A 13,504-nucleotide genomic window follows, 5' to 3' on the forward strand; every position below is an offset into this window, starting at 1 on the left:
TGGGGGATGAGGCCGTAAGGGGATTTTTTCAAGGCGGGCGTGCGCCTGATGGCCTACGTCCAGGCCGGCGGGGGGAGGGCGGCTGCGGCAATTGCGGCGGTATCATGGCCGTCCGTCCCGCCTGCCTTGAACCATGTCGCCATTTGCGCTGCCGCCGTCCTGCACCCGTTCGCCCGCACCCGGCGTGTGGCGATGAGCCGCCCCGCACGGCCGGCGCCGCGCGGCGCGGAAGGGCAGGTGCGCATCGTCGGCGGGCGCTGGCGCAACACCAAGCTGGCGGTGCCGGACCTGCCCGGCCTGCGCCCGAGCAGCGACCGCGTCCGCGAAACGGTATTCAACTGGCTGATGCCGCGCCTGCCCGGCGCGCGCGTGCTGGACCTGTTTGCCGGGTCGGGCGCGCTGGGCCTGGAGGCGGTGTCGCGCGGCGCCGCGCACGCGACCCTGATCGAGCGCGACCCTGGCCTGGTGCAGCGCCTGCGCCAGCACGTGACCAGGCTGGATGCGGCCGATCAGGTGCAGGTGCTGCAGGAGGATGCGCTGCGCTGGCTGGAGCGTGCGCCGGTGGCGCAGGCCAGCATCGCGTTCGTCGACCCGCCGTTTGCCGCCGGGCTGTGGCCCAGCGTGCTGGAACGTCTGCCCGCACACCTGAGCGCTGACGCCTGGCTGTACCTGGAAGGCCCGGCCGAAGTCCCGCCGCAGGTACCGGCCGGCTGGCATCTGCACCGCGAAGGCGCCACCCAGCAGGTGCGCTATGCGCTGTACCGCCGGGCCGCTGCTACACTGAACGGCGATCCGACCCCGGTAGTTTCCGTATGAGCGTGGCCAACAGCCGCACCGCCGTCTATCCCGGTACCTTCGACCCGATCACCAACGGGCATATCGATCTGGTGAACCGCGCCGCGCCGTTGTTCGAGCGCGTGGTGGTCGGCGTGGCCTACAGCCCCTCCAAGGGTCCGGCCCTGCCGCTGGAACGCCGCGTGGAGCTGGCCCAGGAAGCACTGGCCGCGCATGCCAATGTGGAAGTGCGCGGCTTCGACACGCTGCTGGCCCACTTCGTGCGCGACATGGGCGCCGGTGTGCTGTTGCGCGGCCTACGCGCGGTGTCCGACTTCGAATACGAATTCCAGATGGCCAGCATGAACCGCCATCTGATCCCGGAGGTGGAGACGCTGTTTCTCACCCCGGCCGAGCAGTACAGCTTCATCTCGTCCTCGCTGGTGCGCGAAATCGCGCGGCTGGGCGGGGACGTGTCCGGTTTCGTTCCGGCTTCGGTCGTCGAAGCCTTGCGGCAGGTGCGGCAATCCCGCGCGCAGGCCTGATTCTCTAGCAGTCACATCACCACATGCTTTTCAAAGGGAGGAGTTTCATGAAACACACAATGCGCGCGCTGGTGCTCGCTTCGGTCGCCGCTCTGGCCGTCACCGCCTGCAAGAAGGAAGAGCCGGCACCGACCGCCGCCGCCGCTCCGGCTGCGCTGACCGCGCCGGCCAAGGACGACAACGCCGGCTGGAAGAAGTACCTGCAGGAAGTGGTCGGCCAGAACCTGGGCACCACCACCAACAGCCCGTTCCTGTATTACTTGCCGCCGGAGTCCGATGCCGAGTTCGCCGGCAGCTACGAGCGTCAGCTGGAAAGCGTCAAGACCGCACTGGCGCGTGGCGTGCAGCCGGGCAACATGCTGGCCTTCGGTTCGTCCGCCTCGACCAAGATGGCCGACCTGATCGACGCCGCGTTCAAGGACGTGCCGGCCGATTCGATGAAGGGCGTGCGCGTGCTGTTCATCGGCAATGCGGCCGAGAATGCGCGCGTGCAGAGCATCGTCCAGCCCAAGGGCGTGGAATACACCTTCGTTGAAGCCAAGTAATGCCGTACCAGGCCGGAGGCGCGGGAGGGCGCGTCCGGCCGCCGTGCGGGATCGCAGCATGCTGCTGATCCCGCACACCGTCGGCGCCGGTCCGCTCGGACCGGTTGCCGGCCACGCGCATGGCGTTGTCCGTGCACCGCGCTACGCCCCGTGCGTCCGCTTCCGGCAGTACGTTGCGTTCCAGCGCCTGGCGTTGCATCGCGCCGCGCCGCATCGCATGGTGGTGCCGCTATGTCGCTGAAGATCAACGAGCTCTGCGTCAACTGCGATGTCTGCGAGCCGGCGTGCCCGAACCAGGCCATCTCGATGGGCGAAACCATCTACGTGATCGACCCGGCACGCTGCACCGAGTGCGTGGGCCATTTCGACGAAGCGCAATGCGTGGTGGTGTGCCCGGTCGAATGCATCGACCCGGACCCGGCGATACCGGAAACCCACGATCAACTGCTCGCCAAGCTCATGCAGCTGCAGCGCGACCACCCCGAACTGTACGAACAGGAGCCTCCCGCCCCGTGAGCATCTTTTCCCGACGTGTTTCTTTGCGCGGCCTGTTGCTGCTGGCTCTGGTGCTGGCACCGCCGGCCTGGGCTGCCGATGGCGCCAAGCCTGCAGCATCGACGACCTCGCCGGTGGCGGAGCATCCGCCCGGTGCGGCGATTGCCAGCGGTCATGCACTGGCCACCGACGCCGGCCTGCAGATCCTGCGCGAGGGCGGCAATGCGTTCGATGCGGCGATCGCGGTGTCGTCCACGCTGGCGGTGGTCGAGCCGATCAGCTCGGGGCTGGGTGGTGGCGGCTTCTTCCTGCTGCACGATGCCAAGACCGGCAAGGACGTGATGCTGGACGCGCGCGAGACCGCGCCCGAGTCGGCCAGCGAGGCGCAATTCCTCGACAAGCAGGGCGCGCTGGACCGCGACCGCTCGGTCAACGGCCCCTGGTCGGCCGGTATTCCCGGGCTGCCTGCAGCGCTGGTGGAACTGGCCACCAGGCACGGCCGGCTGCCGCTGAAGCAGTCGCTGGCGCCGTCGATCCGCATCGCCAGCGAAGGCTTCCCGGTGTACGCGCGCATGGCCAAGGGCTACGCCTCGCGGCGCGAGGTGATGGAGCGTTACCCCGGCACGCGCCAGGTGTATCTGCGCGGCGGCAAGCCGATTGCCGAAGGCGACATCTTCAAGCAGCCAGAGCTGGCGCATACCCTGCAGCTGCTCGGCGACAAGGGCTTCGATGGCTTCTACAAGGGCGAAACCGCCAAGAAGCTGCTGGCCGGCGTCAAGCAGGCCGGCGGACAGTGGAAGGCCGCCGAGCTGTCCGGGTACCGGGTCAAGCAGCGCACGCCGATCCAGTTCGACTACCGCGGCTGGAAGATCACCACCGCGCCGCCGCCATCCTCCGGCGGGATCGCACTCGCCGCCATGCTGCAGATCCTGGAAGGCTGGGAGCTGGACACGCTCGACGATGCGCACCGCACCCATCTGGTGGTGGAGGCGATGCGCCGCGCCTACCGCGACCGCACCTTCTTCCTGGGCGACCCGGACTTTGTCGCCGTGCCGCAGCGCGTGCTGACCAGCAAGGATTACGCGCAAGGCCTGCGCGCCACGATCAACCCGGACAAGGCCACCCCCAGCGATCTGCTGTCGGGCAACCCGACCCCGCTGGAAGACGACGAAACCACGCACTTTTCCATCATCGATGGCGAAGGCAACCGCGTCGGCGCCACTCAGACCGTCAACCTGCTGTACGGCTCGGGCCTGATCCCCAAGGGCACCGGCGTGCTGCTCAACGACGAGATGGACGACTTCGCGCTCAAGCCGGGCACACCCAATGCCTTCGGCGTGATGGGCTACGCGGCCAACGCGCCCAAGCCGGGCAAGCGCATGCTCAGCTCGATGACGCCGACCTTCATGGAATCGGCCGACAAGGTCGCGGTGATCGGCACCCCGGGCGGCAGCCGCATCATCACCATGGTGCTGCTCGGCATCTTGGGCTACGACGCCGGCCTGGACGCGCAGCAGGTCAGCGCCTTGCCGCGCTATCACCACCAGTGGCTGCCGGACGTGATCGAGGCCGAGAGCAACGCGTTCTCGCCGCAGACCGCCAAGGCGCTGCAGGCGATGGGCCACGCGCTCAAGCTGCCGGGCGACACCGCCGAGGGCGGCCGCGGTTCCAGCCACGTCTGGGGCAACCTGCAGACGGTGGAATGGGACAAGCGCAGCAACGTGCTCACCGGCGGAAGCGACCCGCGCAACCCGGTGGGCAAGGCGCAGGTGCAGCTGGAGGCTGCGGCGCGCTGACGGCTGATTGATCAAGATGTGCCTGTCCTCGTAGGCGAGGGCAGGCATCGCCGGATGGCAGCGGGTGTTGCGGGTTGCATCTGCCGCCCCGTGCCAGGGTATGGCCTGCGCGATGAAGCGGTTGGCCGCAGGTGCTCGCCACCATCGATGCAGGCACGCGACCGCAGCGATGCATTTCCACGCGGTTGCCTATGCCCGGATTGGACTTGTCGCCCTGCGCCAATGCAGCGACCATCGCGGCATGAACATTTTCCAGACTCTGCTCACCGGCATGGTGATCGCATCGCCCATCGCCGCCTGCGCGGCCGATACCACCGGCGACCAGACCTTAGCGGCAACGGGCGCTGCCATCCACGTCAATCAGCTCGGCTATCTGCCGGGTTCGGCCAAGCTTGCGGTGCTCGGATTGCCGCAAGGCGCGGCGCCCATCGCGGACCGTTTCACGGTCGAGGATGCGCAGGGCCGCCAGGTGCTGGAGGGCAGGCTGCAGGCCGCCGCGCTGTGGACGCCGGCCGGGCAGCAGGCGCGGGTGGCGGATTTCTCCAGCCTGCACGCGCCGGGTACCTACCGGTTGAAGATCGACGGGCAGCCGGCGTCCGATCCGTTCCCGATCGCGGCCAGCGCGTATCGGCCCGTGCTCGACGCATCGCTCAAGGCGTTCTATTTCAATCGCGCCAGTACCGCGCTGCCGGCGCAGTTCGCCGGGCGCTATGCGCGTGCGGCCGGGCATCCGGATACGCAGGTGCGCATCCATCCTTCGGCGGCATCGGCAACGCGCCCGGCCGACAGCGTGATCAGTGCGCCCAAGGGCTGGTACGACGCCGGCGACTACAACAAGTACATCGTCAATTCCGGCATCAGCACCTACACCTTGCTGGCCGCCTACGAGCAGTACCCGGCGCTGTTCAAGGCGCAGGCCCTGACCATTCCCGACGACGCGCCCGGCGTGCCCGGCATCCTGCAGGAGACCTGGTGGAATCTGGAATGGATGCTGGCCATGCAGGACCCGGCCGATGGCGGCGTGTACCACAAGCTCACCGACAAGCAGTTCGACGGATTGGTGATGCCGGACCAGGCTAAACAGCAACGCTATGTGGTGATGAAGGCCACCGCCGCCACGCTGGATTTCGCCGCAGTGATGGCGGCAGCCAGCCGCGTCTATGCGCCGTTCGACAAGCAGTACCCGGGCGCATCGGCGCGCATGTTGAACGCCGCGCGCAGTGCCTGGGCGTGGGCGCAGCAACACCCGAATGTGATCTATCGCCAGCCCGATGACGTACGCACCGGCGGCTACGACGATGCGCAGGTGGATGACGAATTCGCCTGGGCCGCGGCCGAGCTGTACGTGAGCACGCGCGAGGACGGCTTCTACGACGCAATGATTGCGCGCAACGTACCGGCGAGCGTGCCGGGCTGGAGCAACGTCGGCGGCCTGGCCTGGATGTCGCTGGCCGAACATCGCGACCGGCTCACCCCGCATGCCGATCACGCACGCATTACCCGCGAGATTACCGACCTGGCGCAGCGTCTTGCCGATGAGTGGCAGGCCTCGCCCTGGCGTCTGGCGATGACCGACACCGACTTCGTGTGGGGCAGCAATGCGGTGGTGCTCAACCGCGCGATGATGCTGATGCAGGGCTATCGGCTGACCAGGCAGCGGCCGTATCTGGATGCCGCGCAGTCGCAGCTGGATTACATGCTGGGGCGCAATCCGTTGGGCCTGTCGTTCGTCACCGGCGTCGGGCTGCGTAGCCCGCTGCATATCCACCATCGCCCTTCCGAAGCCGACGGCATCGACGCCCCGGTGCCGGGCTGGCTGGCCGGTGGTCCGCAACCGGGCCAGCAGGACGCCAAGGACTGCAAGGTGGCGTACCACTCCAGGCTGCCGGCGCTGTCGTACCTGGACGACACCTGCAGCTATGCCAGCAACGAGGTGGCGATCAACTGGAACGCGCCGCTGGTGTATGTGAGTGCGGCGATCCAGGCGTCGACGCGGTAGGGCGGGCGTTTTTCAACGCAATGCTCGATGCCGCCGCCGTTCCTTTTCCCACCGGGAGAAGGTGGCGCGCAGCGCCGGATGAGGGTGCGCCTCAGGGGAGCTACCAATGCGGGCAATGACAAACGCGTCGCTACACGCCGTCAGAAGTGACTCCCCGACTGCTTCGCTCGACGGACCTTCACCCCAATCCCCACTGCGCGCCCCCGGCTCGCGCTTGCGGCGCGGGCGCTTCAAGGCACGCGCGCCAATGGCGCGCAAGCGGTGTCTTCTCGCCCCGCAGGCAGAGGGGCTTCAAGCCACCGCAGCTCACTCCACCCGCGTCCCGAAGATGCGGTCGCCTGCATCGCCCAGGCCGGGCAGGATGTAGCCCTTGTCGTTGAGGTGGTCGTCGATCGCGGCGGTGTAGACCTCCACGTCCGGATGCACTGCTTCCAGTGCCTTGAGGCCTTCCGGTGCGGCGACCAGGAAGATGCCCTTGATCCGCCGCGCGCCGGCGCGCTTGAGCATGTCGATGGTGGCGATCAGCGTGCCGCCGGTGGCCAGCATCGGGTCCAGGATCAGTGCATCGCGCTCTTCCAGGCGGCCGGTGAGGCGTTCGAAGTAGGGCACCGGCTGCAGGGTTTCTTCGTCGCGCTGCAGGCCGACCACGCTCACGCGCGCGGCCGGGATCAGCGCCAGCACGCCGGGCAGCATGCCCAACCCGGCGCGCAGGATCGGCACCAGGGTGATTTTTGCGCCGGCAATCCGCTGCACGGTCACCGGGCCGGCCCAGCCGGGTTGCACGTGCGATTCGGTGTCCAGATTGGCGGTGGCCTCGTAGGCCAGCAGGGTGCCCAGCTCGGTGACCAGTTCGCGGAAGCCCTTGGTGCTCAAGGCGGCATCGCGCAGCAGACCGATCTTGTGCTGGACGAGGGGGTGGCGCACTTCGACGATTTTCATGGGCAGCGACAGGCGGGAGAGACCCACAGTGTGCCGCAGCCAGCGGCAGCGTCGCCACACATTGCGCGTGATCGCGCTTGCATATGTCATGTCAGTGAAACGTCGTAGACATAGTGTGCCCACCCATTCTTAACCGATTGGGGAAGCACCCGTGTTGAACAAGACTCCGCTGTGCCTGGCGATCACGCTGACGTTGGCGGCGGCCGCGTGGAGCCCGCTTGCGCAGGCGGCCGAGGGTGCGGCTGCTGCCACCGGTGCATCCGGCGCGGCGGCCATCGATCTGGAACGCCTGGAAGTGCGCCCGCAAGTGGAATCGCAGGTGCGCGCAGTCGATCTCAAGCGTGGCTCCGATGCGATCCAGGATGCGGTGGCCTCCGATGCGATGGGCCGCTACCCCGACAAGAATGTTGCAGAATCCTTGCAGCGCCTGCCCGGCGTCAGCGTCACCCGCGATCAGGGCGAAGGCCGCTTCGTGGTGATTCGCGGCCTGGATTCGGCGCTCAACAGCGTCACCATCGACGGCATGACCATGGGCACGCCGGAAGACGGCACGCGCTCGGCACCGCTGGACGTGATTCCGTCCGACTCCACCGAACGCCTGAAGGTGGTCAAGTCGCCGACGCCGGACATGCCGGGCGATTCCATAGGCGGTGCGATCCAGGTCGAGTCCACCTCCGCGTTCGATCGCGATGGCCGCACCCTGCGCGGCTCGATCGAAGGCAGCCACCAGTCGCTGTCGGGCAAGACCAGCCCGAAGGGCGCGTTCAACTACAGCGATATCTTCGACGGCACGTTCGGCGTCGCGGTGGGTGTGAACTACCAGGACCGCAAATTCGAATCCGACAATACCGAGGTGGCCTACGACAGTTTCGACGGCGGTGCGGCCGACGATCTGTTCGCCGGCGAGGTGCAGCGCCGCAAGTACTTCATCGAGCGCACCCGCATGGGCGCCAACCTCAATCTGGACTGGCGCCCCGACGCGGACAACCGCTATTACCTGCGCACGCTGTACAGCCGCTTCGACGATGCCGAAACGCGCCAGCGCACCATCTTCGGCCTGGCCGATGGGCAGGTCAGCCCCAATGGCGACGGCACCTATGAGGTGGCCGACCTGCCGGCCGATTCCATCTCCAAGCGCGTGCGCTATCGCACCAAGAAGGAGGACACCATGGCCTTGAGCGTGGGCGGTGAAAACCGTCTGAGCGCGGCCACGGTGGACTACAAGCTGGGCTACACCAAGACCACCGAGCGCGTGAACGACGAGATGGAAGCGCGCTTCAACTATGACGGCGACGATCTGTCGGCCACGGTCGACCAGAACAGCGGCATTCCGCGCCTGGGCTTTTCCGACAACGGCTGGCAGAGCAACGACGATTTCGTGTTCGACCGCTTCGTGCTTGCGCCCAAGCGGGTGGACGACAGCGAGCGCAGCGCGCAGATCAACGTGCGCTTCGACGGCGAGCATTCCAGCCTGAAGATGGGTGTGCTCGGCCGCTGGCGCGAGCGCGATGTCAATGTGGACGAAAGCGAGCTGCGTCGCGGTCCGGCGATCGATCTGAGCGACTGGACCACCGCCGCACCGGAACACCGCGGCGGTACCTTGGGCGAAAGCATCGGCTCGGACGGCATGCGCCGTTACTGGAACACCTCCGGCAATCTGTACAGTGCGCGCCCTCAGGATGTGGGCGGCAATCTGCAGACCTCGCTGCAGGACGACTACAAGGCCACCGAAGATGTGTTCGCGACCTATGTGATGGGCACCTGGGACATCGGCGCGCTGCGCGCGATTGCCGGTGTACGTGTGGAAAACACCCAGTTCGACGCCACCGGCAATCAGGTCGACGTGGCCGAGAACGGCCGCACTGCCACGGTGACGCCGCGCGAAGCCTCCAGTAGCTACACCAACGTGCTGCCTGGCCTGCATCTGCGCTACGACACCGGCAACGACTGGGTGCTGCGGTTTGCCGCCAACAAGACCTTGTCGCGGCCTGCGTTCGGCGATGTCTCCCCGCGCGTGAGCATCAATCGTGGCGACAACGAGGTGAACGTCGGCAACCCCGATCTCGATCCGTATCGCTCCAGCAACCTGGACCTGTCGTTCGAAAAATACATCGGCAGCACCGGCCTGATCTCGCTGGGCGTGTTCGACAAGTCGATCGACGACTACATCGTGCAGACCATCAGCACCAACGATGCCGAGTTCCCCGATCTGCAGGTCACGCGCTCGATCAACGGCGACACCGCCAAGGTGCGTGGCGCCGAATTCAACTGGCAGCAGGCGCTGGACTTCCTGCCCGACGGCTGGAACGGCCTGCTGGTCGGCGCCAGCGCCACCGTGCTGGACAGCGATTTCGATCCCGGCCTGAGCGATCGCGCCGGCGAGGACTTCACCTTGCCGCGCTCGTCCAAGCGCATCTACAGCGGCCACCTGGGCTACGAAAAATACGGCTTCAGTGCGCGGGTTGCGGCGGTGTACCGCAGTCAATACCTGGACACCATCGGCCAAAGCCGCGCGTACGATATCTATGTCGCCCCGCATACCCAGCTGGATTTCAGCATGAACTACCAATTCAACAGCCACGTCAGCCTGTATCTGGAAGCGCAGAACCTGCTGGACGAACCGCTGGAACTGTACCAGGGCGTGCCCTCGCGCACACTGCAGAACGAGGAATACGGCCGCACCTATGCGCTCGGCCTGAAGGTGGCGCTGTGATCGCACCACGCACGCGGCTCCACACAACGTTACTCCACACCACGCTGCTTGCCACCGCGCTGGCGCTGACCGCCTGCGCCAGCGCACCGGTCGACCGCGAAGCCGACGAAGCATTGCTGAAAGACCCCTTGCTCAGCGAGGCCGAGGTGGCGCACCAAGTGGTGCCGGAAGCCTTCATCACCGCGCTGACCCCGGCCGACAATCTGGATTCGCCGGCCAGCTGGAGTGCGCCCGATGGCGGCCGCTGGTTGATCGCCACCGCCAAGGCCACGCATGCGCTGGTGGTGTTCGATGGCGATAGCGGCAAGCGCCTGCGCGTGGTCGGCGGCAAGGGCAAGGCGCTGGGCAAGCTGGATCGCCCGAACGGGATTTCGGTGGTCGACGATCTGGTGTTCGTGGTCGAGCGCGACAATCGTCGCGTGCAGGTGTTCTCGCTGCCCGACTTCAAGCCGCTGACCAGCTTCGGCCAGGACGAACTGCGCGAGCCCTACGGCCTGTGGGTGCGCAAGCACGAGGGCGGCTACGAGGTGGTGGTCAGCGACAACTACATGTCGCCGGCCAACAAGGATGTGCCGCCGCCGCTGGCCGAACTCGGTCAACGCTTTCGTCGCTATCAATTGAGCGCTGCGGGGCAGGGCTGGCAGGCGCGGCTGACGCAGAGCTTCGGCGATACCAGCGAAGCGGGCGCGGTGCGGATCGCCGAGTCGGTGTTCGGCGATGAAGCCCATGCGCGCCTGATGATTGCCGAAGAAGATGTCGCCGTGGGCACGCAGTTGCGCGAGTACGGCATGGACGGACGCTATCGCGGCCGCAATGTCGGCAGCGGTTTGTTCAAGGCGCAGGCCGAAGGCATGACGCTGTTTGCATGCAAGGACGGCAGCGGCTACTGGATCGCCACCGATCAGTTCAAGGACCGCAGCGTGTTCCAGGTATTCGATCGCCAGAGCCTGGCGCATGTCGGTGCCTTCGCTGGCCGGGTGACCGCCAATACAGACGGCGTGTGGCTGGATCAACGCGGCGATGCGCGCTTTCCGGGCGGGGTGTTCTACGCACTGCATGACGACCAGGCGGTGGCGGCATTCGACTGGCGCGATATCGCACGCACGCTGCGCCTGAAGGAGTGCGCGCCATGAGCGCTGCACGTGCGGCGCTGACTGCAGCGCTGTTGCTGGTGGCGATGGCGGGCACGCGATCGTTCGCCGCCGAGCGCGCCGCCGAACCGAATACGCAGGTTTCGGCGGGCTCCAGCCACTATGTTGCCGATGGCTTTCCGGACCGCATCGTCGCCACGCCCGCGCAGGCGGCGGCAACCGGTTTCGCGGTGGCCTGGCGTACCGATGCCAGTGTCGACCAGCCGTGGCTGGAACTGGTGGTCGCCGGCGACTCGCCCGACGTGGGTACGCCGCGGCGCATCCGCGCCAGCACTGCCACGCTGGCCAGCGAAAACGGCAGCTCGCATCACCACCGCGCCGATATCGACGGGCTGACGCCGGACACGCTGTACGCCTACCGCGTGCAGGGCAACCGCACCTGGGGTGCGTGGAATCATTTCCGCACCGCCGCCAGCCCCGACACGCCGCTGACGCTGCTGTATTTCGGCGACACCCAGAACAAGAACCTCAGCCTGGTCTCGCGGGTGATCCGCCAGGCCTGGCGCTCGGCACCGGACGCGCGGCTGGCCCTGTTCGCCGGCGACCTGGTCAGCGGCAAGGACGGCCAGGACGACAACGAATGGGCCGAGTGGTTCGAAGCCGGGCGCTGGTTGCTGGAAGGCACCGCAGTAGCGCCGGCGCCGGGCAATCACGAGTACCACGAAGAAGGCGAGGACAGCCCGCAGGCCACGCGCACGCTCGGCAACCATTGGCCGGTGACCTTCGCCCTGCCGCACAACGGGCCGTCGGCTGCGGCGCGCACCAGCTACTGGTTCGACTATCAGGGCGTGCGCATCGCCGTGCTGGACGGCACCTCGGTGCTGGATCTGGGTACCGGCCCGGCACAGGCGCAGTGGCTGGACAAGGTGCTGGCCGACAACCCGCATCCGTGGTCGATCGTGCTGATCCACCAGCCGTTCTTTTCCCCGCGCGCCGATCGCGAGAACCAGAAGCTGGTCGAGCAGGTGCTGCCGGTGATCCGCCGCCACAAGGTCGATCTGGTGCTGCAGGGCCACGACCACACCTACGGCCGGCGCGGCGATGCGGCAGGGCAGGCGACGCCGGTGTTCGTGGTTTCGGTGGCCGGGCCCAAGCAGTACCGGCTCTCGGACATGGCGCGCAAGAGCATGCGTCCGGTTGGCGAAGACACCCAGCTCTACCAGGTGCTTCGCATCGACAACCGGAAGTTGCGTTACGAGTCGCGCACCGCCACCGGACGTCTCTACGATGCGTTCGAGCTGGAGCGCGGAAGCGATGGCGGCAAGCGGCTGGTGGAGCAGCAAGCCGGACGCATCGCGCCGCGCGATTGCCCGCGCAGCGCAACCCTGAAGGGACGCGCAGACCGGTGTTGGGAATGAGGGAGGTGACAGACGCGACGTCGTTGGCGGGGCCAACCGTGCCGGGGACGTCACTGTGAGCAAGCTTCGGTTCTGCAGCGATTCTGCAAATCGACGGCAGGCGTAACCATTTAAAGTTGTGAATTACGTCACACTAATAATGGGACTACTGTTGTGGCTGACCGGAGCTCCATCCGGGTAGCCGGCTTCGCTGCGGTGCTTCGGTGGAGGTCTGGTTTCCCCCAGCCCCGAGAAGCCCCCCATGATTCCCCACGTGTTCCATCTCACTGCGCCGACCAAGCACCTGCTTTGGGAAGAGCGCAAGATCCAGGCCCGTCTGCAGCGGCTATTGCAGGGCTGGACCTGCCATGTCTGGGACGACGCCGACAACTCCGCACTGATGCGTCGCGCGTTCCCGGAATTCGCCGACCGCTACGAGGCGATACGCTTCGGTGTGATGAAGGCCGACATCGCCCGCTGCGCCTACATGCACAGCTACGGCGGTTTCTATTTCGACACCGACTACAAGCTGCTGCGCCCGCTTGGCGCGGACGTACTGGCACAGCAATGCGTACTGCCGATCGAAGAAGGCGCGCCCGGCAACGAGCAGTTCAAGATCGGCAACGCCGTGTTCGGCTCGGAGGCGGGACATCCGTTCTGGCGCGCGTTCATCGAGCACATTTTCACCGCGCATGCGCCTGAGAGGCTGGAAGACCATCGGCAGATTCCGATGATCTCCGGCCCGCGCGGCTTGACGCGCTTCTACAACGCGCACGCCGGCGAGTTTGCCGGCATCGTGTTCCCGGCGCGCGATGCGTTCCATCCGGATCGCACCTGGTTCGGCCTCGGTCACCGTGGCGGTACCGTCGCGGTGGGCTCGCATCTGTGCTGGGCGTCCTGGCGCGGCAAGTCGCCACGCCGGGCCGTGACCAATTACCTGCGGCGCAAGCTGAGCGCTGTTCCGATCTGACCGGACCCGGGCACCGCGCCGTCGCGCGTGACGCCAAGGGCGCGCGGTGAGCTTCTGGGGCGTTTGCGCGGCTGTCCTAGGCGCGCAAGTAGTGCCTGCGTCGCCTTGACTTCAAGGGGCTCACAAAACCACGGCGCTCACCGACCGGTGGGCGCGGCGGGCGCTCGGAATCGGCGTGTACCGCTCGAATACCGAAGTTACCGCGTGCCGTCCGCGCCCACCTGAGGGCTCGCCACGTCC

General features: G+C 67.0%; 12 protein-coding genes. 11 read left to right on the forward strand and 1 reads right to left on the reverse strand.

All coding sequences use genetic code 11. The features are described 5' to 3' along the window. Positions 1–126: 126 nt before the first annotated feature. The 7 genes from rsmD (at position 127) to FHT08_RS06345 (ending at position 6,154) form a co-directional block, all read left to right on the forward strand. Positions 127–816, forward strand: a complete 690-nt coding sequence (gene rsmD, locus FHT08_RS06315) for a 16S rRNA (guanine(966)-N(2))-methyltransferase RsmD (RefSeq protein ID WP_208408835.1) — start codon at positions 127–129, stop codon at positions 814–816. Then, positions 813–1,319, forward strand: coding sequence for a pantetheine-phosphate adenylyltransferase (gene coaD / locus FHT08_RS06320; RefSeq protein WP_006448932.1), 507 nt, complete (start codon positions 813–815; stop codon positions 1,317–1,319). Before rsmD ends, coaD begins: the two co-directional genes overlap by 4 nt. A 47-nt stretch (positions 1,320–1,366) precedes the next feature. Then, positions 1,367–1,864: a hypothetical protein gene (locus FHT08_RS06325; protein WP_065031646.1), complete on the forward strand. Its 498-nt coding sequence runs from the start codon at positions 1,367–1,369 to the stop codon at positions 1,862–1,864. A 58-nt stretch (positions 1,865–1,922) separates the two neighbouring features. Beyond that, positions 1,923–2,105, forward strand: a complete 183-nt coding sequence (locus FHT08_RS06330) for a hypothetical protein (RefSeq protein ID WP_166774582.1) — start codon at positions 1,923–1,925, stop codon at positions 2,103–2,105. Beyond that, entirely contained in the window at positions 2,096–2,380 is a 285-nt protein-coding gene (locus tag FHT08_RS06335; RefSeq protein ID WP_003489796.1) for a YfhL family 4Fe-4S dicluster ferredoxin, read from the forward strand. Before FHT08_RS06330 ends, FHT08_RS06335 begins: the two co-directional genes overlap by 10 nt. Next, a complete protein-coding gene (gene ggt / locus FHT08_RS06340; RefSeq protein ID WP_166774583.1) occupies positions 2,377–4,155 on the forward strand; it encodes a gamma-glutamyltransferase in 1,779 nt (592 codons plus the stop codon). Before FHT08_RS06335 ends, ggt begins: the two co-directional genes overlap by 4 nt. A gap of 241 nt (positions 4,156–4,396) precedes the next feature. Continuing rightward, on the forward strand, positions 4,397–6,154 hold the full coding sequence (locus tag FHT08_RS06345; RefSeq protein ID WP_166774584.1) for a glycoside hydrolase family 9 protein: 1,758 nt from the start codon (positions 4,397–4,399) through the stop codon (positions 6,152–6,154). A 306-nt stretch (positions 6,155–6,460) separates the two neighbouring features. Here the strand turns inward: FHT08_RS06345 and upp are convergent, their stop codons facing one another. Then, positions 6,461–7,093, reverse strand: coding sequence for a uracil phosphoribosyltransferase (gene upp, locus FHT08_RS06350; protein WP_024940024.1), 633 nt, complete (start codon positions 7,091–7,093; stop codon positions 6,461–6,463). A gap of 151 nt (positions 7,094–7,244) precedes the next feature. Between upp and FHT08_RS06355 the strand changes: the two genes are divergently transcribed. The 4 genes from FHT08_RS06355 (at position 7,245) to FHT08_RS06370 (ending at position 13,264) form a co-directional block, all read left to right on the forward strand. Then, positions 7,245–9,806: a TonB-dependent receptor gene (locus FHT08_RS06355; protein WP_166774585.1), complete on the forward strand. Its 2,562-nt coding sequence runs from the start codon at positions 7,245–7,247 to the stop codon at positions 9,804–9,806. Further along, the gene (locus FHT08_RS06360) at positions 9,803–10,939 is read left to right on the forward strand and encodes a phytase (protein ID WP_166774586.1); all 1,137 of its coding nucleotides are present in this window, start codon (positions 9,803–9,805) and stop codon (positions 10,937–10,939) included. The genes FHT08_RS06355 and FHT08_RS06360 overlap by 4 nt, the downstream gene beginning before the upstream one ends. Next, positions 10,936–12,315: a metallophosphoesterase family protein gene (locus FHT08_RS06365; RefSeq protein ID WP_166774587.1), complete on the forward strand. Its 1,380-nt coding sequence runs from the start codon at positions 10,936–10,938 to the stop codon at positions 12,313–12,315. The genes FHT08_RS06360 and FHT08_RS06365 overlap by 4 nt, the downstream gene beginning before the upstream one ends. A 241-nt stretch (positions 12,316–12,556) precedes the next feature. Further along, positions 12,557–13,264: a glycosyltransferase gene (locus tag FHT08_RS06370; RefSeq protein ID WP_104536998.1), complete on the forward strand. Its 708-nt coding sequence runs from the start codon at positions 12,557–12,559 to the stop codon at positions 13,262–13,264. The last annotated feature ends 240 nt before the right edge of the window (positions 13,265–13,504 follow it).

This window comes from Xanthomonas sp. CFBP 8151 (assembly GCF_011761885.1).
In the GTDB taxonomy this organism is placed as follows: domain Bacteria; phylum Pseudomonadota; class Gammaproteobacteria; order Xanthomonadales; family Xanthomonadaceae; genus Xanthomonas; species Xanthomonas arboricola_B.